General features: G+C 63.3%; 16 protein-coding genes. 7 read left to right on the top strand and 9 right to left on the bottom strand.

From position 1 onward, the window contains the following. Positions 1-1,425 carry a HAMP domain-containing sensor histidine kinase gene (locus MUO32_RS07605; protein WP_257947618.1) on the top strand — a complete coding sequence of 475 codons (1,425 nt, stop codon included), beginning with the start codon at positions 1-3 and terminating at the stop codon, positions 1,423-1,425. 30 nt (positions 1,426-1,455) lie between these two features. Further along, the gene (locus MUO32_RS07600; RefSeq protein WP_257947617.1) at positions 1,456-4,407 is read left to right on the top strand and encodes a bifunctional [glutamine synthetase] adenylyltransferase/[glutamine synthetase]-adenylyl-L-tyrosine phosphorylase; all 2,952 of its coding nucleotides are present in this window, start codon (positions 1,456-1,458) and stop codon (positions 4,405-4,407) included. A 40-nt stretch (positions 4,408-4,447) separates the two neighbouring features. On the opposite strand, the gene MUO32_RS07595 is transcribed toward MUO32_RS07600, so the two are convergent. After that, entirely contained in the window at positions 4,448-6,796 is a 2,349-nt protein-coding gene (locus tag MUO32_RS07595; RefSeq protein WP_374708611.1) for a PAS domain-containing sensor histidine kinase, read from the bottom strand. A 192-nt stretch (positions 6,797-6,988) separates the two neighbouring features. Beyond that, on the bottom strand, positions 6,989-9,637 hold the full coding sequence (pepN, locus tag MUO32_RS07590; RefSeq protein WP_257947615.1) for an aminopeptidase N: 2,649 nt from the start codon (positions 9,635-9,637) through the stop codon (positions 6,989-6,991). A gap of 301 nt (positions 9,638-9,938) precedes the next feature. Between pepN and MUO32_RS07585 the strand changes: the two genes are divergently transcribed. Beyond that, the gene (locus MUO32_RS07585; protein ID WP_257947614.1) at positions 9,939-10,877 is read left to right on the top strand and encodes a DMT family transporter; all 939 of its coding nucleotides are present in this window, start codon (positions 9,939-9,941) and stop codon (positions 10,875-10,877) included. Here MUO32_RS07585 and MUO32_RS07580 read toward each other — a convergent pair. The 7 genes from MUO32_RS07580 to MUO32_RS07550 all read right to left on the bottom strand — a co-directional run bounded on the left by MUO32_RS07580 (position 10,868) and on the right by MUO32_RS07550 (position 17,538). Next, positions 10,868-12,154: an MFS transporter gene (locus MUO32_RS07580; RefSeq protein WP_257947613.1), complete on the bottom strand. Its 1,287-nt coding sequence runs from the start codon at positions 12,152-12,154 to the stop codon at positions 10,868-10,870. The two genes, MUO32_RS07585 and MUO32_RS07580, sit on opposite strands and share 10 nt — an antisense overlap. 190 nt (positions 12,155-12,344) lie before the next feature. Continuing rightward, a complete protein-coding gene (locus tag MUO32_RS07575; protein WP_158565446.1) occupies positions 12,345-12,488 on the bottom strand; it encodes a hypothetical protein in 144 nt (47 codons plus the stop codon). Positions 12,489-12,540: 52 nt separating this feature from the next. Beyond that, on the bottom strand, positions 12,541-12,717 hold the full coding sequence (locus tag MUO32_RS07570) for a hypothetical protein (RefSeq protein ID WP_257947612.1): 177 nt from the start codon (positions 12,715-12,717) through the stop codon (positions 12,541-12,543). Positions 12,718-12,928: 211 nt separating this feature from the next. After that, the gene (locus MUO32_RS07565) at positions 12,929-13,795 is read right to left on the bottom strand and encodes a uracil-DNA glycosylase family protein (protein ID WP_257947611.1); all 867 of its coding nucleotides are present in this window, start codon (positions 13,793-13,795) and stop codon (positions 12,929-12,931) included. A 45-nt stretch (positions 13,796-13,840) separates the two neighbouring features. Beyond that, complete coding sequence (locus tag MUO32_RS07560) at positions 13,841-15,133, bottom strand: Hsp70 family protein (RefSeq protein ID WP_257947610.1); 1,293 nt, start codon at positions 15,131-15,133, stop codon at positions 13,841-13,843. A gap of 188 nt (positions 15,134-15,321) precedes the next feature. Continuing rightward, complete coding sequence (locus MUO32_RS07555) at positions 15,322-16,110, bottom strand: SDR family oxidoreductase (RefSeq protein ID WP_257947609.1); 789 nt, start codon at positions 16,108-16,110, stop codon at positions 15,322-15,324. 24 nt (positions 16,111-16,134) lie between these two features. After that, positions 16,135-17,538: an FAD-binding oxidoreductase gene (locus MUO32_RS07550; protein WP_257947608.1), complete on the bottom strand. Its 1,404-nt coding sequence runs from the start codon at positions 17,536-17,538 to the stop codon at positions 16,135-16,137. A 260-nt stretch (positions 17,539-17,798) separates the two neighbouring features. On the opposite strand from MUO32_RS07550, the gene MUO32_RS07545 reads away from it, so the two are divergent. The 4 genes from MUO32_RS07545 to MUO32_RS07530 all read left to right on the top strand — a co-directional run bounded on the left by MUO32_RS07545 (position 17,799) and on the right by MUO32_RS07530 (position 22,253). Further along, a complete protein-coding gene (locus MUO32_RS07545; protein ID WP_257947607.1) occupies positions 17,799-19,463 on the top strand; it encodes an electron transfer flavoprotein-ubiquinone oxidoreductase in 1,665 nt (554 codons plus the stop codon). A 236-nt stretch (positions 19,464-19,699) separates the two neighbouring features. Further along, positions 19,700-20,329 (top strand): L,D-transpeptidase, encoded by a 630-nt coding sequence (locus MUO32_RS07540; RefSeq protein ID WP_257947606.1) that lies wholly within the window; start codon positions 19,700-19,702, stop codon positions 20,327-20,329. Between the two features lie 127 nt (positions 20,330-20,456). Continuing rightward, complete coding sequence (locus MUO32_RS07535; protein ID WP_257947605.1) at positions 20,457-20,870, top strand: VOC family protein; 414 nt, start codon at positions 20,457-20,459, stop codon at positions 20,868-20,870. A gap of 384 nt (positions 20,871-21,254) precedes the next feature. Beyond that, positions 21,255-22,253 carry an ABC transporter substrate-binding protein gene (locus tag MUO32_RS07530; protein ID WP_257947604.1) on the top strand — a complete coding sequence of 333 codons (999 nt, stop codon included), beginning with the start codon at positions 21,255-21,257 and terminating at the stop codon, positions 22,251-22,253. Positions 22,254-22,314 lie beyond the last annotated feature (61 nt).

Here is a 22,314-nt window from a genome sequence, read left to right as displayed (position 1 = left end):
ATGAATGGACCGCTTGGCCGCCTGACCCTGCTCTACCGCACCACGGCGGTGCGCCTTTCGGCGGTCTATCTCCTGCTGTTTGCCATTTGCGCGGCATTCCTCGTCTTCTATGTCTCCACCATGTCGGAGGGGCTTCTGCGGCAGCAGATGCGCGATGCGGTGGCGCAGGAAACCCAGCAGATCGAAGCTGTTTTTGAGAAGAGCGGCATGAATGGCCTGCTGCGCACGCTGGAGCGGCGCGCCCGCCAGCCGGGGGCCAATCTCTACATCATCGCAAGCCCGACGGGCGAAGTGTTGGCGGGCAATGTTGCTTCGCTGCAGCCCGGTGTGCTGGACACCGAGGGCTGGACGGAGGCACCCTTCCTCTACCAGCGTTATCAGGAGGAGGCACGCGGTGGAAACCGCCCGATGGCCTATGCGCAGGTCATCGTCCTGTCCAATGGACTGAGGGTGCTTGTCGGCCGTGACCTCGGCGAGCCGGAGAATTTCCGCAAGCTTGTGCGCCAGGCGTTGATGGTGGCGCTTGGCGTGATGGGTATCGGCGCGCTCGCCATCTGGTATCTCATCGGCCGCAATGCGCTGAAACGCATGGATCGCATGTCCGGAGCCAGCCAGCGCATCATGGCCGGCGACCTCTCCCAGCGCCTGCCGACCAGCGGTTCCGGCGACGAGTTCGACCGCCTTTCCGAATCGCTGAACACCATGCTGGGGCGTATCGAAAAGCTCAACGAAGGCCTCAAACAGGTCTCGGACAATATCGCGCATGATCTGAAGACGCCGCTGACCCGCCTGCGAAACAAGGCGGAGGCCGCCCTTGCCGGCGATGACAAGGCGGATTACCGCACCGCGCTGGAGGAGATGATCGGCGAGTCCGACCAGCTTATCCGCACCTTCAATGCGCTTCTGATGATTTCACGCGTGGAGGCAGGGCAGGCGCCCGCGGAGATGAGCGCGATCGACATAAGCGGCATCGCCCGCGACGGGGCGGAACTCTACGAGCCGGTCGCCGAAGACAGCGGGCTCCGTCTCGTCACTCACATCGCCGAGGCTATCGAGATCAAGGGCAACCGGGAGCTCGTGGGTCAGGCGCTCGGTAATCTCATCGACAATGCCATCAAATATGCGGAAGGCGGCCAGAGCGAGCCAGAAATCCGCGTCTCGTTGGCGCGCCGCGATGGGGATGTCGTTTTGTCGGTCGCCGACAATGGCCCCGGCGTACCCGATGACAAACACGACGATGTGGTGAAGCGCTTTGTCCGTCTCGACGCCAGCCGCTCCAAGCCGGGCACGGGTCTCGGCCTGTCGCTCGTCGGCGCCGTCATGGAGATGCATCACGGACGACTGGAGCTTGCTGCAACCCATCCCGAACGGCAAAACAATCGGGGGCTGACGGTCAGGATGGTTTTCCCGATCCTTCCGGACTGATACACCTCGTCAAAAAGGCGAGGAGACATCATGAACGTGACGGAAACGACGCGGTTTTCCGATCTTTCGACCTCTCCGATCCGGCCGTTGAGCCAGACGGAGGTCAAGTCCGTACTGTCCGATCTCAAGGATTGGGCGAAAGACCACGCCGCCATCGCAAGGCTGCTTGGCGAGGAAGGTCCGCTCAAGGACTTTGTCGTCGCCGCCTTCACGCTTTCGCCCTATCTGCGCGACACGGCCCGCATCGATCCGCGTTTGCTGGCCCGCGCGCTGGAGGAGCCGATCGTACCGGCGATCGACGCTGCCATCGTCCGTGCCCGCACGGCCTGGGAACCGACGGACGGCGAGGTGACGGAAGCCTTGCTGATGACGCGACTGCGCATCGCCAAACGCGAGGTCGCCTTCCTCACCGCGCTCGCGGACCTTGCCCGCATTTTCGACGCGCGCCGCACCACCGCTTTTCTGACCGGGCTGGCTGAAGCGGCAACGTCTGCCGCTATCGATCATCTTCTTCTCTCCGCCCATCATAGCGGCAAGCTGAAGTTGCCCGATCCCGCGCATCCGAGCGAAAAGTCCGGGCTGATCGTGCTCGGCATGGGCAAGCTCGGTGCCGCGGAGCTCAACTACTCCTCCGATATCGACCTCGTCGTGTTTTACGATCCGATGGCCGAGGTCGCCGTCGATGCCAGCGAGGCGGTGGAAACCTTCTCCCGCCTCGTGCGCCGTCTCATCCGTATCATGCAGGAGCGCACGGCGGACGGATATGTCTTCCGCACAGACCTGCGCCTGCGCCCGGACCCCGGTGCGACACCGCTCGCCATCTCCTTCGATTCCGCCATGCTGTATTATGAAAGCCGCGGGCAAAACTGGGAGCGTGCGGCCTTCATCAAGGCCAAGCCCGTTGCCGGTGACATCAGAGCCGGTGAAGCCTTCCTCAAGGGCTTGACGCCCTTCGTTTTCCGCAAATACCTCGACTATGCGGCGATTGCCGACATCCACTCCATCAAGCGGCAGATCCATGTGCACAAGGGCCATGGCGAGATCGCGGTGAAGGGGCACAATGTCAAGCTCGGCCGCGGCGGTATTCGCGAAATCGAGTTCTTCGTGCAGACCCAGCAGCTGATCGCCGGCGGACGTGTGCCGGCGCTTCGGCTCCGTGCCACCGAACCCATGCTCGGGGAGCTGGCCAGGGCGAACTGGATTGACGAGGCGACGGCCGAAGAACTGACGGAGGCCTACTGGTTCCTGCGCGATGTCGAGCACCGTATCCAGATGGTGCGCGACGAACAGACCCATCTTTTGCCGGAAACCGAGGCGGAGTTGAAGCGCATCGCCTTCATGATGGGTTTTGCCGACACGGCCAGCTTCTCGGCAAAACTCGTCGAGGTTCTGAAGACCGTCGAACGACGCTATGCGGCCCTGTTCGAGCAGGAGGCGAAGCTTTCCTCCGAGACCGGCAATCTCGTCTTCACGGGCCAGAAGGATGATCCGGATACGCTGGAAACGCTGAAGCGTCTCGGCTTCGAGCGCCCCGCCGACATTTCCCGTACTATCCGCACCTGGCACTATGGCCGCTACCGCGCCACGCAATCCGTCGAGGCGCGCGAGCGGCTGACGGAACTGACGCCGCGGCTGTTGCGCGTCTTCGGCGAGAACAAGCGCGCGGACGAGGCGCTTTTGCGCTTCGACAGCTTCATCTCCGGCCTGCCGGCGGGCATCCAGCTCTTCTCGCTGCTCGGCAACAATCCGGCGCTGCTTTCCCTCATCGTCAACATCATGTCGTCTGCCCCCCGCCTTGCGGAGGTCATCGCGGCCAAGCCTCATGTCTTCGATGGCATGCTGGACCCGGGCCTCCTGGCCGAACTTCCGACGCGCGCCTATCTCGCCGAACGCATCGAAGGTTTCGTCTCCGGTGCACGGCACTACGAGGAAATCCTCGACCGGCTGCGCATCATCGCCGCCGAACAACGCTTCCTCATCGGTATCCGGCTGCTGACCGGCGCGATTACGGGAAAACAGGCTGGCCGCGCCTTCACCCACGTCGCCGATCTCATCGTCGCCGCGGCGCTGAAGGCGGTGCTGGACGAGGTGGAGGCCGCGCATGGCAAATTCCCGGGTGGACGCGTGGCGCTGGTCGGCATGGGCAAGCTCGGCAGCTTCGAGCTGACCGCCGGCTCCGACATCGACCTGATCCTGCTCTACGACCACGACAGCGACGCCTTTGAGTCGGATGGCGCAAAGCCCCTCGACAACATGAAGTATTTCACCCGCATCACCCAGCGGCTGATCGCGGCACTCTCCGCCCCGATGGCGGAGGGCGTGCTGTACGAAGTGGACATGCGCCTTCGCCCCTCCGGCAACAAGGGGCCGGTGGCGACCCGCATCAACGCCTTCGCCAAGTATCAGGCCGAGGAGGCCTGGACCTGGGAGCATATGGCGCTGACACGCGCCCGCGTGCTTTGCGGTGACGAGAGCCTCATGAAGGAAGCGGAAGAGATTTTCCGCACGGTGCTTTCGCGCAAGCGCGAGACGGTGAAGGTCGCCAAGGACGTCACCGAGATGCGCGACCTCATCGACCGGGAGAAACCGCCGAAGGACATCTGGGACCTCAAGCTCATCGCCGGCGGGTTGATCGATATTGAATTCATCGCCCAGTTCCTCGCGCTGGTGGCGCCCGCGCGCGGCGCGTCGCAGCCGGATAAGGTTCTGCCGACAAGCGGGGCGCTGGCCGTGCTCGGCAAGGCGATGATGGACCCCAACGATCTCGAAACGGTCGAGAGGGCGCTGTCGTTCTACACGGAGATTTCGCAGATCGTTCGCCTCTGCGTCGATGGCGGGTTCGATCCGAAGGAAGCGCCGGCAGGACTTGTCGATCTCGTCTGCCGTGCAGGGGACTGCCCGGATCTGCGCACGCTGGAGGCGGAAATCCGCAGGATTTCGAAGGCGGTGCGCAAGATCCTGCAGGCGACGGTGAGGGCCTAGCCGGTGAGGCCCTCTCCGCCTGCCGGGCGGAGAGGAGATTCTACGCTGCCGCCAGATGCAGCGCCGCGAGCCGCTCCCGGTCCGGGATGCGCACGGAGATGATCGTGCCCCGGCCCTCCGTGGATCGGATCCGCATCGCGCCGCCATGAAGGTGCGCCAGGGACCGCGAGATGGCGAGGCCGAGGCCCGAGCCACCCTTGCTCTTGGCATACTGGCTTTGCACCTGCTCGAAGGGCTGGCCGATCTTCTGCAACGCGGATTTCGGGATGCCGATGCCGGTATCGGCGATCGTCAGCGTTATGGCGCCGTCCACCCTGCGCGCGCGCACCATCACCTTGCCGCCGTCGTTGGTGAACTTCATCGCGTTGGACAGGAGGTTCAGCAGGATCTGTTTCATCGCGCGGCGGTCCGCAACGGTCAGAAGACGGGCGGGGCAGGTTTGCTGCACCTCGATATGCTTCTTTTCCGCCTGCAGCATGGTGAGGCGCATGGTCTCCTCGATCAGCGGCGCGAGATCGATCGTTTCGCAGCTGATGCGCATATGGCCGGCTTCGATCTTCGACATATCGAGAATGTCGCTGATGACGTTCAGCAGGTGCTTTCCGCTCTCGTGGATGTCGCGGGAATATTCGCGGTACTTGTCCGAACCGATCGGACCGAACATCTGGTTCTGCAGGATTTCGGAGAAGCCGAGGATGGCGTTGAGCGGCGTGCGCAGCTCATGCGACATGTTGGCGAGGAATTCCGACTTGGCGCGGTTGGCCGCCTCGGCACGGTCTTTTTCCGCCTGGTAGTTTGCGATGGCGACCGACAGTTCCGATTTCTGCCGCTCCAGCTTGGCGCGCGAGGCCGAGAGATCGCCGATGGTGGCCATGAGGCGGCGCTCGGATTCGCGCAGACGCACCTGATGGCGCTTCATCATGGTGATATCGGTGCCGACGGAGACAAGGCCGCCGTCGCGGGTACGGCGCTCGTTGATCTGCAGCCAGCGTTCGTCGGCAAGCTGCACTTCGCTGGTCTGCGAAGCGCCGGTGCCGTCCGCATCCGCGATACGGCGCTCGATGACCGGGCGGGCCGCCGCCGCATTGACTGCGGTGCGCTCGGTGCCGGGCACCAGCACGTCATCGGGAAGCCCATAGGCCTGCTGGTAGTGCGCATTGCACATGACGAGCCGGTCGCTCTTGTCCCATAGCACGAAGGCCTCGGAGGTGCATTCGATGGCATCCGCAAGGCGCTGGTCGGCTTCCTGGTAGCGCTGGGCGAGCCGGTGTTGCTCCGTCACGTCCATGGCGATGCCGATCATGTGCATACGGCCGGAGGCCATGCGGATGAGTTGGGCGCGGGCCCGCAGCCAGACATAGTGCCCCTCGGCGTGGCGCATACGGAAAACCTGATCGACCTGCTTGGCCTCGCCGCGCGCAACCGCGCGGGCAACCTGATAGATGCCGTCGTCGTCGGGATGCATCAGACGCGCGGCGTCGCCGAAGGAGAGCACGCTGTCACGCGGCGGCATGCCGAGCATTTCATACATGGAGCGCGACCAGAACAGGCGCCGGCTCGACAGGTCGAAATCCCATAAGCCGCAGCGGCCGCGTGCGAGCGCGGTTTCGACGCGCAGGTTGGATTCCGCGAAGATCGAATCGGCATCGCGCGCGCGTTTCGCCTGGATGTAATAGGCGTAGAGGACGACGAGCAGGATCGCCGAAATTCCGGCGAAGAGCGTAACGTTCAGCGCCACCTCGTCGCGCCAGAACAGGGCGATCTGGCTCAGCGGATTGGCGACGATGACGAAGCCGCCCTTTCGCGGCATCTGCACGAGCGAGGCATAGTAATCCTGCCCGCCGATGCGGGTGCGGAAGACGCCGGCCGGATCGCCAAAATACTGGGTGGCGGCAAGCTCGGGCGAGAAGCGCGCGAGCGACTGTCCGACATAGCGCGCCGCCGCAAGCGAGGCACCGAAGATCTGCCCTTTTTCCTCGACGAAGAGCACGAGCCCGCCGGGCTGCATACGGTCCTGCGGCAGGTTGAGCGACAGCGCCGCCTCGACGACCATGCGGTCGGATTTCGCAAGACTATCGGCCATGGGGCCGGAAAAGACTGCGCCGACAGCCAACGCCGTCAGCGAGGTCGTGTCCTTCACGCTCGTATCCATCCGGTCGTGCTCGACCATGATGCCGACCATGCGCGAAATGGCCACCACGAACAGGAAGGCGATGATCAGGATCGGTATCGACCGTTTCAGCACGGGCTCGGCCCGTGTCAAATGCCGTCCGGCAGGTCCGGCGAAAATCTTCGCCTGTCCCGTCAGCTCATTTTCCCAGGCCGCCATTCCTGGAAATTTGAGACGAGTCCACCCACCGGATGCGCGTCCTCGTTGCGCGTCCGCCATAGTCTTCAAACCTCGTAACCCTCTCGTGATTCGGCGCGCCGCTCGCCCGAATCTGCCCTAATGAATCAATTGTGATTCGGCTTGTCCAGAGGAAAAGGTAAAAGTTTGTTAACCATATTTTGCCGGTGCAAACTTGTATGGCGAAACGAAAACGGGCGCCGAAGCGCCCGAAATCATTGGGTTTTCAGAATTTCAACCTTTAAGCATCCGCTCGACGATATCAGAAACGTCCGACGACAGCTTTTCGCCTGCCGCAATCGTTCGCAACGCATTGCGCGCGTGATCCGAGCGACCTTCCTCAAGTGCACGCCAGGAGCGCATCGAGGTGAGGATGCGGGCGGCAAGCTGCGGGTTCTTCGGGTCGATCTCGAGGATCTGATCGGCAAGGAACCGGTAGCCGGCACCGTCCGCCCGGTTGAAGCCGGTCGGGTTGGAGAAGGCGAAGGTGCCGACCAGCGCCCGTACGCGGTTGGGGTTTGCCTTGTTGAAATGCGGGCTCGTCATCAGGGCCTTGACGCGCTCCAGCGCGCCATCGCCCGGAATGGTCGACTGGATGGAGAACCACTTGTCGATGACGAGTGCGTTTTCAGCAAAGCGGGCGCGGAAGGTTTCCAGCGCGTCGGCCGTCTCAGGCGCATCGGGGAAACGGTGGGCAAGCACGGTGAGTGCGGCGCTCAGGTCCGTCATGTTGTCCGCACTCTTGAACGCGGCGGCAGCACGGGCCGGCGTTCCATCGGAGACGGCGAGATAGGCCAGCGCCGCGTTGCGCAGCGCGCGCTGTCCGGCGCTCGCCGCATCCGGCGTGAAGGCACCCTTGGTGCCATGGCTTTCAAATAGCGCGGCGAAGACGGCGGGGTTACGGTTGGCGATGAAAGCCAGCACGGCTTCCCGGCCGGCACGGATGGCGTCCGGATCGTTGTTGCTACCGAGTTCGCGGGCGATATCGGACTCGGAGGGCAAGGCCAGCGCCTGTGCCCGGAACGCCGGCTCCAGCGCCTCATCGCCGGCAATGGCGATCAGCGTGTCGGCGAGAACCGCGTCCGGTTCGATCGCCTCACCGGCACGGGCCTTGCGCGCCGCGTCCACGAGGTTCGGCAGAGCGAGATCGTTCAGCGCCTGCCAGCGGGAGAAGAGGTCGCTGTCATGGGCGGCAATATGGGCGAGATCGCCCGGCGCCTGCTCGAAATGCAGGTTGATCGGGGCGGAGAAACTGCGGTTCAGCGAAACGACCGGCCGCGAAGCGATACCGAAGAACGTCACCGTCTGGCGGCGTTCCCTGAGATGCAGCACATCGCCGTCGACATCGGCGCCGCTGACCGCAGAAGGCGTTGCCTCGGAGCCATCGGCGAGGATGAGGCCGAAGCGCAGCGGAATGTGCATCGGCTCCTTGGTGCTCTGGCCGGGCGTCGGCGGGATCATCTGTTCGAGCGACAGCGTGAATTCACCCTTCGCCTGGTCGTAGCTCGAGGAAACGCTGACGAGCGGCGTACCGGCCTGATGATACCAGAGCGAGAACTGGCCGAGATCGACGCCGTTTGCCTCTTCGAAGCATTTCACGAAATCCTCGATCGTCGCGGCATCGCCGTCATGACGCTCGAAATAGAGGTCCATGCCCTTCTTGAAGCCGTCCTTGCCGACGATGGTCGCGATCATGCGCGTCACCTCGGAGCCTTTTTCGTAGACGGTCGTCGTGTAGAAATTGTTGATTTCGCGGTATTTCGTCGGGCGCACCGGATGGGCGAGGGGGCCTGCATCCTCCGGGAACTGCTCCGACTTCAGATGCCGCACCTCGGCGATGCGCTTGACGGCGCGTGAGCGCTGGTCGGCGGAGAACTCATGGTCGCGATAGACCGTCAGGCCTTCCTTGAGGCAGAGCTGGAACCAGTCGCGGCAGGTGACGCGGTTGCCGGTCCAGTTGTGGAAATATTCGTGGGCGATGATCGCCTCGATATTCGCATAGTCCTGGTCGGTCGCGGTTTCCGGGTCGGCCAGCACGTATTTGTCGTTGAAGACGTTGAGCCCCTTGTTCTCCATGGCGCCCATGTTGAAGTCGGAGACGGCGACGATCATGAAGATGTCGAGATCGTATTCGCGGCCGAACACCTCTTCGTCCCACTTCATGGAACGCTTCAGCGCGTCCATCGCATAGGCCGCGCGGGCTTCCTTGCCGTGCTCGACATAGATTTTCAGCGTGACCTCGCGTTCGGACATCGTCGTGAATGTGTCTTCGACAATGCCGAGGTCGCCGGCAACCAGTGCGAAAAGATAGGACGGCTTCGGATGCGGGTCGAACCAGGCGGCGAAATGTTTGCCTTCGCCGTAGCCGGCACCGCCGAGGAAGTTGCCGTTGGAGAGCAGCAGCGGGCAGCTCGCCTTGTCGGCGATGATGTTGACCGTGTAGACGGCGAGCACGTCCGGCCGGTCGGGGAAATACGTGATGCGGCGGAAGCCCTCGGCCTCGCACTGCGTGCAGTAGATGCCGTTCGAACGGTAGAGGCCCATCAGCTGCGTGTTGGCCTCGGGATTGATCATCGTGGTGATCGTGACTTCGAAGGGCTCGCTGGCGGGCAGGTCGCGGATCGTCAGGCTGTCGGGCGTCGCGTCATAGCGCGCCGTGTCCATTTCCAGCTGGTCGAAGAGCAGGCTGGTCATGACGAGCTCGTCGCCATCAAGCACCAGCGGGGCGTTCGCATCGACGCCGTCGCGGCGATGGAAGATCAGCCGGGCCTCGACCTTGGTCTCCGTCGGGTCCAGTTCGAAGGTCAGGTCGACACGCTCGAGAACAAAGTCAGTCTGGCGATAGTCCGCCAGGTGGATGATCTGGCCGTTCTCTGTCCGCATGGATATGTCCTGCTCGTTGCCGCCGCTGGTCGTCCCGTTTTCATACAACGCGACGCCCCCGAAAGGCGGTCTGCCCCCAAATTCCGCGAAAAGATATGCTTATTCGCTTAACATCTCATTTCCATGGAACCCCCATTCACAATTTTGTGCCGGCTGCGTTCCGATCAAAAGAATGTTTGGTGCATCACGAGAATTGATCCCATCCGACCGGCAATCCCGCTAGACTTGTGAAGGTCTGAATCGGTTTTCCGATCTTCTTCAACGCCTGATGCCACGGCCTTCCGGCCGTGACGAGTTCCCCATGGATACGCAGTCTTCCGATCCCATGAAGGGGATTTTTCTCAAGGTCGCCTCGGTCGTGGTCTTCCTGTGCATGTCGACGCTCATAAAGGCGGCAGGCAAGGACCTGCCGGCGGGGCAGATCACGTTCCTGCGCTCCGCCTTCGCCATGGTGCCGATCCTGGTTTTTCTCGGCGCGCATGGCCAGTTGCGGGATGCCTTCCGGACGGACGACATCTTCGGCCACTTCAAGCGTGGTTTCGTCGGCATTCTTTCCATGGGCTTTGGTTTTTACGGCCTTATCCACCTGCCGCTGCCGGAATCGATCGCGCTCGGCTACGCTCTGCCGCTTGTCACCGTCGTCATCGCCGCCGTCTTTCTCAAGGAGAAGGTCGGCGTCTATCGCTGGACGGCGGTTCTCGTCGGCCTCACAGGCGTCGCCATCATCAGCTGGCCGCGCCTGACGCTGTTTCGCGACGGCGGTTTCGGCTCGTCGGAGGCGATGGGGGCGCTTGCCATGATGGCGTTCGCGGTGCTGGGCTCCGTCGCCATGGTGCTGGTGCGCAAGCTGGTACAGACAGAGCGCACGCCGACCATCGTGCTCTACTTCTCGCTCTTCGCGTCGATTTTCTCGCTGGCGACGCTACCTTTCGGCTGGATTGCGCTCAGTTGGCCGTCCCTGGGCCTGATGGCGCTGGCCGGCTTCTGCGGGGGCATCGCCCAGCTGCTGCTGACCTCGAGCTACCGCTATGCCGACGTCTCCACCATCGCGCCGTTCGAATATACCTCGATCGTGCTCGGCCTCATCATCGGCTATTTTCTGTTCGGCGACGTGCCGACCGGCGCCATGTTGATCGGCACCGCCATCGTCGTCACCGCCGGCATCTTCGTCATCTTCCGCGAGCACCGGCTGGATTTGAAACGTCGCGCCGAGTTGCGTCACAAATTGCCTCAGGGCTGACGCCATTCCGGTGTCGTCGTGTCCTCGACGGGCTCTGCCGTCGTGGCATCGGGTTGCAGTGCTGCAGCCGCAGCGTCGGCTCCCAGCGGTTGCGCGGCCATGGCTTGAAAGTCCGTCTTGGTGACGAGCCCGTCATTGGCCTCGCGCCGGCTGATACGCCATGCGGCATAGGCCGCGTAGAGCGCGAAATAGACGGCGAGCACGACGAAGAGAGAACCGGGGCCGAAGCGATCCATGATCGGGCCGACGACGATGGGACCGGAAATGGTGCCGACGCCATAGACGATCATCATGCCCGAGGAGACCTCGACATATTCATCCGGCTGGGCCCGATCGTTGGCATGCGCGACGTTCAGCGCATAGATCGGGAAGATCACCGAGCCGACGCAAGCGGCGGCGATATAGAGTACGATCGGCGATCCGTTGGCGACGAGGGCCATGGCGATACACGAGATCGTGCCGATGATGCCGCAGGCGACCATGACGAGGCGGCGGTCCATACGATCGGAGGCGCGGCCGATCGGGATCTGCGCGACGGCGCTGCCGATGAGCACGGAGGCAAGCAGTGTCGCGCCCTCGGCGGTGGAGAGGCCGATGCGTTGCGTGAAAACACCGCCGAGATTGAGCCAAGCGCCGGAAAGCGCGCCCGCGAGGAAGGCGCCGATCACGGCCACGGGCGAGCGCCGATAGAGTGCAGGAACGTTGAAGCGCGCCTGCGTCGGCGGCGCCGGAAGCGGTGAAGAGGTCAGCGCCGTCGGCATCAGAGCGATGGAGAAGATGATGCCGCAAACGATGAAGAGCGAGGTGTTGGAAGGGTCGCCAAGCGGCACGAGATATTGCCCGCCGATTGTGCCGACCATCGTCGTGATGAGGTAGATGGAGAAGACCGAGCCGCGGTTTTCGTTCGTCACGCGCTCGTTCAGCCAGCTCTCGATGATAAGATAGCTGCCCGAAATGGCGAAGCCAGAGATCGCGCGAAACAGCATCCACGCCCGCCAGTCGACCACGATGGCGCAGAGCAGGATGCCGATGGAGAGCAAGGTGATCAGTGCCACGAAGACGCGCACATGGCCGACAAGCAGCACGAATTTCGGCGTCACGATACAGGAGAGTGTGAAGCCGATCGTATAGCCCGTCGCGATCATCGAGATTGTCTGCGTCGACCACCCCTCGGCCACGGCGCGCACCGGCACGACGTAACTCTGCAGCCCGAAGGCCACCATCATCAGCAGGGTGGACAGCATGAGGCTGAGAATGGAGGCAAGGCTCGCCAGCATGGGGGCTCCGCGGAAGGGCATTCGATTTACGAATGTCGCTCTATTGCGGCGGCCACGCGCTGTCTACAGCGACAGCGGCTGGCGTAATCCAGGAAGATTTTTGTTAAATCTGATCGCCACCGGAGGAAAGGCGACTCACCTCCTCACGATGAAGATCGTACCGCCGCGCGAACAGCGGTCAAAGCCTTGCTCAGTTGGGCAGGAAAGCCTTGAGCGGGTCGCGGCGCTGGGCGGCATCGCGCGGCAGCGAGGCCAGCACGGAATATTCGCGGGCGGCGTTCACGGCGGCGCGAATGTCGGCAATGTCTGAGATCAGCTTGCGAAAAGCGGCCATGGTTTGCTCCTGGGTTGGTCGTGTCGCGAGGGCGACTGCGCCCTCGATCCGCTCAGCGCTGGATGAAGTCCGAGAAGAGCTGGACGGGGCGGGTGATGCGGGCAAAGCCGATGGCCGTGAGCTGCTCATTGGCCGGAGCGGCGATGCCGCTGAAGCCGTGGCCGGCGCGCCGGCCGGTGTGGCGGAGCGTCTCGAAGCTCGAATGGATGGGCCGAAAGCGGGCGGTCATGGGTCGTTTCCTTAAATCCTGTCCTCCCGTGTTGATATATTGCGCCGCAACATGGATTTTGCAATGCGACATTCTGCCCGGCAGATATGTGCAATTCGCATGGCTGTTGAAACAATTTGTTCATGCTGAAGGCAAATTTGCGGCGAATCCGGACGGGCATTGATGCACAAAAATCGTAAGCGATTGAATTTATTCAATCTGGCTCGCGAGACTAGCCACGAAGCCCTGCACGGAAAGCGAGCAGATCCTGCCAGGCCAGCCGCTTGCTGATCGGGGCCGTGGCCAGATCTTGCGGATGAAGCGTCGCGAAAGCCGGAACCGGGCGGCCGGAAACCGCGACTTCCCGCCATTCTCCGCGCAAATGATGGATCGTATCGTTGGATCGGAACAGGAAGCGGGCAGCGAAATTGCCGAGAATCAGCAGGTGATTCGGCTCTGCAAGCGCGATCTGACGCTCGATGAACGGGCGGCAGATATCCGCCTCGCGTTGCGACGGCGGACGGTTGCCCGGCGGTCGCCATGGCACGACATTGGTCAGCAGCAGATCGGCACGGGCAAGCCCGATACCGGCAAGCATGCGGTCCAGCACCGCGCCCTGCCGGCCGGAGAAGGGTTGGCCGTCGCGGTCGTCGTCGGCATTCGGCATGGCGCCGATCACCATGACGGATGGTTTGGCCTTGCCCTCCGCAAAGACAAGGCAGCGGGCGCTGGTTTTCAGATTGCAGCCGTTGAAGGTCTCCATTGCCGTGCGCAATTCGTCGAGCGAGCGCGCACTGCTTGCGGCGAATTCTGCTTCGGCGACCGCCTGGCTGTCCGGTATCGCGACATTCGCCATCGCGGCAATGGGGGCCGGGCGCTGTTGTTCCTGCCGCGCTGGCGCCTGTCTTGCCGGCTGCTCGACCGCAGCGACTTCCCGCTGCGCAGGCGCTTGGGGCGCGCCGCGTGATGCGCGCATCGCCTCGAATTCGGCGATGCGATCGACCGCTTCTTCCTCCAGCAGCCATTCCACACCCGCATCCGCATAGAAATGCAGAAGCGAACGAAGCTGCTCGGGATGAAGGTCATGGGCTGCGGTCATGCTGCATACCTTAGCGAAGCCGGCTCCCGGAGGAAAGCGCCGCCGTCACGCCGCCCATTGCGCCACGTCGTCGCTTTCGCCGATCAGCGCCAGACCGTGGGCGATGGAGAGCAGTTCGCCGCCGGTCTCGATCTTCCCGGCATCGAAGCGGCGCGTGAAGATGCCGCGCACCGCCGGCACGAAGGAGGTGCCGCCGGTGAGGAACACCTTGTCGACGTCGCCGGGCGCCGTGTTCGTCTTCTCCAGCACGTCGTCCAGAGCGCCCTCGATGCGTGCGAGATCCGGTGCGATCCAGGTTTCGAAATCCGAGCGCTTCACCATCTTGCGGCCAGCGGCGCCGAGCGGGGCGAAATTGAACTCGGCTTCCTCCGCGTCCGAAAGGGCCATCTTGGTCGCCGAGATCGATTGGTAGAGCGGATACCCCTCGTCGTGTTCGACGAGGTCGATGAAGAGTTCCAGTTTTTCCGGCTCCAACGCGGAGCGGACAAGCGACTTGAGGTCGGCGAACTCCCGCGTCGTCTTGAAGATCGATAGCTGGTTCCAGCGCGCGAAGTTGGCGTAGTAGCCGGAGGGCACCTCCAGCACCTTGTCGAAGCTCTTGAAATGCGAGCCCTTGCCGATTTCCGGCGCCACGAGATGTGCGATCATACGCGAGTCGAAATGGTCGCCCGCAATGCCGACACCCGAATGGCCGATCGGCTTTGCGGTCAGCCGGCCGGCCTGTCGCTCGAAGCGGATCAGCGAATAGTCGGTCGTGCCGCCGCCGAAGTCGGCGACCAACACCGTGGCGTCGCTCTTCAGCGTCTGCGCGAAGTAGTAGGCGGCCGCGACCGGCTCATAGACGTAGTGGATTTCCGGAAAGCCAAGCCGCGTCAGCGCCGCGTTGTAGCGCTCGAGCGCGAGGTTCGGGTCGGGGCTTGCGCCGGCGAACTGCACCGGGCGGCCGGCGACGAGCCGGGATACCGTGCCCGGCCATTCCTCGCCCGCATAGGCCTTCAGCCGGCGCAGGAACACCTCCATCAGGTCGTCGAAGGAATGCCGCCGGGCAAAGATCAGCGTGCCCTGGAAGATCGCGCTTGCCGCAAAGGTCTTGATCGACTGGAGGAAACGGCAATCGCCGGGATTGTCGATGAACTGGCGGATCGCCGCCTGTCCGGCCTCCACCTTCAACGCCTGCGCGCCCACCTGCGGATCCTTCATGAAGGAGAGCGCGGTGCGCATCGTATCGGTTTCGCCAACGCTGCTGGTGAAATGCATCGATTGTGTTTCGCTGCCGCCGGAAGCGAGCGCGAGAACCGTGTTCGTCGTGCCGAAATCAAGCCCGAGTGCCCGTGCCATCGCCGTGCCCCTGTCATCTATCGAAATGTGTTGAAGCGGCGCAAGTGGCGCCGCGCGAAAGGGCGCATCAGATGCGCTCTGGAATGAAGAGGGCGCGAGATGCCACAGGCGGCGGGGAATGGCAAGGGCAGAGGCCTGTTTGCCTCCGCAAAAGCGGCGGGCCGGGAGGCGGCCCGCCTGAGCGATGCTTAGACCGAATGCGCCGCGCCGCCGTCGCAGCGCACCAGGCTGCCGGTGACGTAGCTCGCCGGGCTGCTGCACAGGAAGGCTGCGGTGGCGGCGAATTCCTCGACGGTGCCGTAGCGACGGGCGGGGATCGCCCTTTCCGAGGCGGCCTTCACATCGTCCACGTTCTTGCCGCTGCGCTCGGCCGCGGCGGCGTCGAGGCTCTTCAGCCGGTCGGTGAAGATGCTGCCGGGCAGCAGCATGTTGCTGGTGATGCCGTATTGGGCGACTTCCGTCGCCAGCGTCTTCGACCAGCCGGCCAGCGCCGGACGCAGCGTGTTGGAAAGGGCAAGACCGGAGATCGGCTCGATCACGCCGGACGAGGCGACGGTGAGGATGCGACCCCAGCGCTGCTCTTTCATAGCAGGCAGCAGCCGGTTGGTGAGCGTGATGATGCGCAGCACCATGGACTGGAAGTAGGCCAGGAGCTTCTCCTCTCTCATGTCCTCGGTGGAGCCCGGCGTGGGGCCGCCGGAATTGTTGACGAGGATGTCGATACCGCCGAGCTTCTCGCCGACAGCCGCGACGACGGTCTCCACAAAGGTCTCGTCGCCAAGATCCGCCTGAACCCAGTCGGCGCGGCCGGGACCTTCGGCGTTGATCGCCGCGCAGTTGGCCGCGAGCGTGTCAGCGCTGCGGCCGCAGAGCAGCACATGGGCGCCCTCGCGGGCGAGCGCCACGGCAATGCCCTTGCCGAGGCCGCGAGAGGAGGCGAGAACGAGGGCGCGCTTGCCAGCGATGCCGAGATCCATGGCGATATCCTTAAATGTTCGGGGTTAGTCGGCGCCGTAGGGCACCTTGCCCGGATTGAAGAGGTTTTTCGGGTCGAGGGCAGCCTTGATCGCCTGCGCGACGGCACGGCGGGCAGGGTTGCCGAAGGTGAGATAGGCGCGGCGTTTCTCCGTTCCCACCCCATGCTCCGCGGAAAAGCTGCCGCCGGCCTCCGCGACGCCGGTATAAACCGCGTCCTCGATCGGCTCCTTGACGCCGGCGGTCGTCACGCCGTCGCCGATGACGGAAATATGCAGGTTGCCATCGGCGATATGGCCGTAGACATAGGCGTCGAAGTTTGAATCGACCGCTTTCAGACGCGCCTTGAGGCCGGCGACATAGGCATCGAGGGCGCCAGGCGGCACGGAGACGTCGAAGGAGGGCGCGCCCGGCTGGACGCGATAGATGAAGTCGCTTTCCTCGCGCAGCGCCCAGAAGCGCCGCGCCTGATCGAGCGAGGCGGCGACGATGCCGCTGGTCAGGCCGTGTTCCTCCCACAGGGCTGCAAGGCCATCTTCCAACGCGCTGTGGGCTTCCTCCTCGCTGGCTGCGGAAACCTCCATCAGCAAAACCGCCGGTGTCTCGCCGTCCAGCCAGTCGATGTCGAAGCGGCGTTCCCGCGCGCTATCGACGAAGAAATTCCGCCACATCAGTTCGGCGCCTTCCAGCTGCAAGGCCGGCTGCGCCCGGAAGTGACTGATCAGGGCAAGAGCGGATGTGGCATCCTGGACGCCGACAAGGGCGGTCGCCCGCATGGGGTTGAAGCTTTCGAGCTTCACGACCGCGCGGGTGACGAAGCCATAGGCGCCTTCCGAGCCGATGAGGAGCTGTTTGATGTCTGGGCCGGCGCTCACCTTCAGCACGCGCGTCAAATCGCTGAGGAGGCTGCCGTCCGGCATCACGGCCTCGATGCCGAGCACCTGGTGACGCATCACGCCGTTGCGGAAGGCAAGAATACCGCCGGCATTGGTAGCGATCATGCCGCCGATCGTGGCGCTGCCGCGCGCGGCAAGGTCGATGCCGGGCGTCAGGCCGAATTCCGCAGCCGCCTCCTGCAAGGCCTGCAGCGTCACGCCGGCACCGACGGTCGCGGTGCGGGCGAGGGGATCGATCGCCTCGATGCGGTCGAGCTTTGCGGTGGAGAGGATCACGTCGCCCGGCCGGCTGATGCCGCCGCCAACCAATCCGGTGCGGCCACCCTGCGGCACGACCGCGACATCGTGTTGCGCGCACCAGCGCACGATTGCCGCCGCCGCCGCCGGCGTTGCCGGCTGCGCCATGACGCCTGCGCCGAAATTCTCGGGATGTTCGCCCGGGTGTCGCCCGCCCAGCGTCTCGCTTCCGATAAGGTGAAGATCCGCGCCGAATTCGTTCAAATCCTGCTGGAGCGATCGGATAGTCTCGGACATAGATGCAATGCTCCCGCTGGCTGGCTATCGAATGCCTAGTCCCGCGTGGCGCCGGAATCAAGCGAGTGCGTGGCGAACGCCCGACAATCGATTGACGTTTACGTCCAGGTTAATAAACTCTGGGACCGTGTCATGAGGTCATGCGCAAAAGCCGGAAACTCTGTCGCAGAACGGCTCGACAAGATTTCTGGTATTTGTCATGACAGGATCGACCTTAAGGGATTTTCCGCGGCTTTGAGGGGGCGCGGGTGGAGAGAACAATGAGCGAAGAAATGGAACTTCCCGAACGCGAAAGCATGGAGTTCGACGTTGTGATCGTCGGCGCTGGGCCTGCGGGGCTTTCGGCCGCGATCCGACTGAAGCAGGTCAATCCTGACCTCACCGTCGTCGTGCTGGAAAAGGGCTCGGAAGTCGGTGCTCATATCCTGTCCGGCGCCGTCGTCGATCCGATCGGTATCGATCGCCTGCTGCCCGACTGGCGCGAGGATGCGGACCACCCGTTCAAGACCGCAGTGACGGACGATCATTTCCTGCTGCTCGGCCCCGCCGGTTCGGTGCGCCTGCCGAACTTCGCCATGCCGCCGCTGATGAACAACCACGGCAACTACATCGTCTCGCTCGGCAATGTCTGTCGCTGGCTGGCGACGAAGGCGGAAGAACTCGGCGTCGAGATCTATCCGGGCTTTGCCGCCACCGAAGTGCTCTACAATGATGAGGGTGCGGTCATCGGCGTCGCCACCGGCGACATGGGTATCGAGCGCAATGGCGAGCCCGGCCCGAATTTCACCCGCGGCATGGCGCTGCTCGGCAAATATACGCTGATCGGCGAAGGCGTGCGCGGCTCGCTCGCCAAGCAGCTGATTTCCAAGTTCGACCTCCAGAAGGATCGCGAGCCCCAGAAATTCGGCATCGGCCTCAAGGAACTCTGGCAGGTGAAGCCGGAAAACCACCGTCCCGGCCTGGTGCAGCACTCCTTCGGCTGGCCGCTCGGCATGAAGACCGGCGGCGGTTCGTTCCTGTATCATCTGGAAGACAATCTCGTTGCCGTCGGCTTCGTGGTGCACCTGAACTACAAGAACCCGTACCTCTTTCCGTTCGAAGAGTTCCAGCGCTTCAAGACGCATCCGACGATCCGTGGCACGTTCGAAGGCGGCAAGCGCCTGTCCTATGGCGCGCGCGCCATCACCGAAGGCGGCTACCAGTCCGTGCCGAAACTGTCCTTCCCCGGCGGCGCGCTGATCGGCTGCTCGGCCGGTTTCGTCAACGTGCCGCGTATCAAGGGCAGCCACAATGCCGTGCTGTCAGGCATCCTCGCCGCCGAAAAGCTGGCGGATGCCATTGCCCACGGCCGCGCCAATGACGAGCCGATCGAGATCGAACAGGGCTGGCGCGACAGCGCCATCGGCTCGGACCTGCGCAAGGTGCGTAACGTCAAGCCGCTGTGGTCAAAGCTCGGCACGGCGCTCGGCGTGGCACTTGGCGGTCTCGACATGTGGACGAACACGCTGCTCGGCTTCTCCTTCTTCGGCACGCTGAAGCACGGCAAGACGGACGCCCAGTCGCTCGAGCCGGCCGCAAAGCACCAGCGGATCGATTATCCGAAGCCGGATGGCGTGCTCACCTTCGACCGGCTCTCCTCGGTGTTCCTGTCGAACACCAATCACGAAGAAGACCAGCCGATCCACCTTCAGGTGAAGAACCCAGAGCTGCAGAAGACCTCGGAGCTCGACATCTATGCCGGCCCGTCCACCCGCTACTGTCCTGCCGGCGTCTATGAATGGGTGGAGAAGGACGGCAAGGACGTGTTCGTGATCAACGCGCAGAACTGCGTGCACTGCAAGACCTGCGACATCAAGGATCCCAACCAGAACATCAACTGGGTGCCGCCGCAGGGCGGTGAGGGGCCGGTCTATCCGAACATGTAGTGTTCGGAGAGGCGGGGCCGCACGGACTCCCGCCGGAAAGAGCGGCGAAGGGCCGGTCTATCCGAACATGTGATGCGGATCGTATCGAGACAAGCACAAAGGCCGCCGGTTGAGGCGGCCTTTTTCTTGCCACGTACCTTAATATGCCCTGCAACCACAGCGCGCTCTTTAACCCTCGATTAACCATAACCGCATAATTCTCAGCCCCGAGGATAGATTTTTAAGGGGCTTTAACCATGTCGATTTCCCGCCGCGGATTCCTGCTCGGCGCATCTGCATTGCTTGCGGGCTGCGCGACGAACGGCACCAGCGACCGCGCCAATTACGGCGATCGGCTGGACGAAAAACATCCGCTGAAGGCGATGCCGCTCGACAAGATCAAGCCGGAACTGCGTCGCCAGGAAGTCGCCTACAGCACGGATCATGCCGCCGGCACCATCGTCGTGGATACGCCGGCGCGCCGGCTTTACTATGTGCTCGGTGATGGTCGCGCGATGCGCTATGGCATCGGTGTCGGCCGGCAGGGCTATTCGTTGGCCGGCAGCGCCTATATCGGCCGCAAGGCGGAATGGCCGACATGGACGCCGACGCCGAACATGATTCGCCGCGACCCGAAGAAGAACCTGAAATATGCCGGCGGCCTCGAAGGTGGCCCCAACAATCCGCTCGGTGCGCGCGCCATCTATCTCTACCAGAACGGCAACGACACGATGTTCCGTATTCACGGCACCAACCAGCCGTGGTCGATCGGACAGGCCATGTCGAGCGGCTGCGTGCGCATGCTGAACCACGACGTGATCGACCTCTATGAGCGCGTGAAGGTCGGCGGTCGCGTGCATGTCATCCAGGGCCGCCGCGAGGCCTGATTTCCCGGAAACCCCGAGAAGGGCTTGATTGCGAATTTTTGCGACGGCTTGTCGGTTCCGGCCTATGCTGATCGTCTTTATCCCGAGCGGCCGGAAGAGCCTGTCCGCCTCATCGAGGAGAAAGCAGATGAAATTCGTTGCCTATCTCAGCTTCGACGGCTGCTGCCGGGAAGCCTTCGAGTTCTACGCCAAAGTGCTCGGCGGCAAGATCGCGGCCATGCTCAGCCATGGCGAGACGCCGGCCGGCGAGCATGTGTCCAGCGACTGGCAGGACAAGATCATCAATGCGCATCTGATCGCTGGCGACCAGGAACTGATGGGAGCGGACTCGCCGCCAGAAATGGGTGGCGGTGCGAAAGAAGGTTTCAGCATCTCGATCCAGATCGACGAAGAGAAGGATGCCGAGCGCATCTTCAATGCCTTTGCCGACGGCGGTACGGTGACGATGCCGTTCGAGCCGACCTTCTGGGCGAAGAAGTTCGGCATGGTCACGGACAAATACGGGACGCCGTGGATGATCAATTGCGGGGTGGCGGGTTAAGTCGCCGGGCCCCACGTTTCGCGACAGAAGTTTGCAAAAGAAAGCATTCCACATTTCAGCAACGGGCCGGGCTTTTGCCGGGCCTTTTGTTTTGCGGGTTGAAAAAGCTGAATTGTATCATACCATTGCCGGCGTGCCCGCGACCCCGGACAAGTCGGGGTGGTCTTGCAAAATTGATGGCTCCATGACGCATTGGGGTCAATCGCGGACGCATTTGTACCGGCATTCGACCCCGCACCTGCAAAAGTCGAGGGTGCGGTATCGCGGGACCCCTTGGCCTTTCAGGCCGGTTCGAGAGCGATCTGCTAAGGATCACGGGCCCGGCGGCGACGGTGCAGCAGGGCCTGACTGGGCACAATGACACCGTCGACATGAGGGAACGATATGAAACATCTTCTTGCTTCCACCTGCCTCGTCGCTGGCCTTCTGGCCATGACGGGTGCTGCGCGCGCCGAATGCGGCGACGTGACCATCGCCAGCATGAACTGGCAGAGTGCGGAGGTTCTCGCAGCACTCGACAAGTTCATCCTGACCGAGGGCTATGGCTGCAACGCTGAAGTCATCGTCGGCGATACGGTTCCGACCATCACCTCGATGATCGAAAAGGGCGAGCCGGACCTGGCGCCGGAAGGTTGGGTCGATCTGCTGCCCGACGTCGTCAATCGCGGCATCGAGGAAGGCAAGCTGATCGGCGCTGCCGTTGCGCTTTCGGACGCCGCCGTCCAGGGCTGGTGGATCCCGAAATACATCGCCGACGCCAATCCGGATATCAAGACGATCGATGACGCGCTCAAGCACCCGGAACTGTTCCCGGATCCGGAGGATGCCAGCAAGGGCGCCGTGCACAACGGCCCGCAGGGTTGGGGCGGCACGGTCGTGACCAGCCAGCTCTACAAGGCTTATGGCGGCGAAGCCGCGAACTTCACGCTGGTCGACACCGGCTCGGCCGCCGGCCTGGATGGTTCGATCGCCAAGGCCTACGAGCGCAAGCAGGGCTGGGTCGGCTACTACTGGGCTCCGACGGCGCTTCTCGGCAAATACGAGATGGTGAAGCTCGAGCATGGCGTTCCCTACGATGCCGCCGAGTGGAAGCGCTGCAACACGGTTGCCGATTGCGCGGACCCGAAGAAGAACGACTGGCCGAAGGACAAGGTCCAGACGCTCGTCACGAAGCCTTTCTCCGAGCGCGCCGGCGAAGACGTCATGGGCTACCTCAACAAGCGCGCCTGGTCGAACGATACGGTCAACAAGCTGATGGCCTGGATGACGGACAACCAGGCAAGCGGCGACGACGGTGCCAAGCACTTCCTCGAAGAGAACGAAGCGCTCTGGAAGGACTGGGTCTCGCCGGAAGCCGCCGAAAAAATCAAGGCAGCTCTCTGATCGCCTGATCGATGACATGGGCGGCGCGTCCCGGGCGCGCCGCCCTTTGCCTTCGTTTTAG

The sequence above is a fragment of the Shinella sp. CPCC 101442 genome (genome assembly GCF_024704725.1).
Classification (GTDB): Bacteria; Pseudomonadota; Alphaproteobacteria; order Rhizobiales; family Rhizobiaceae; genus Shinella.
This window is presented reverse-complemented; position numbering and strand designations above follow the sequence as displayed.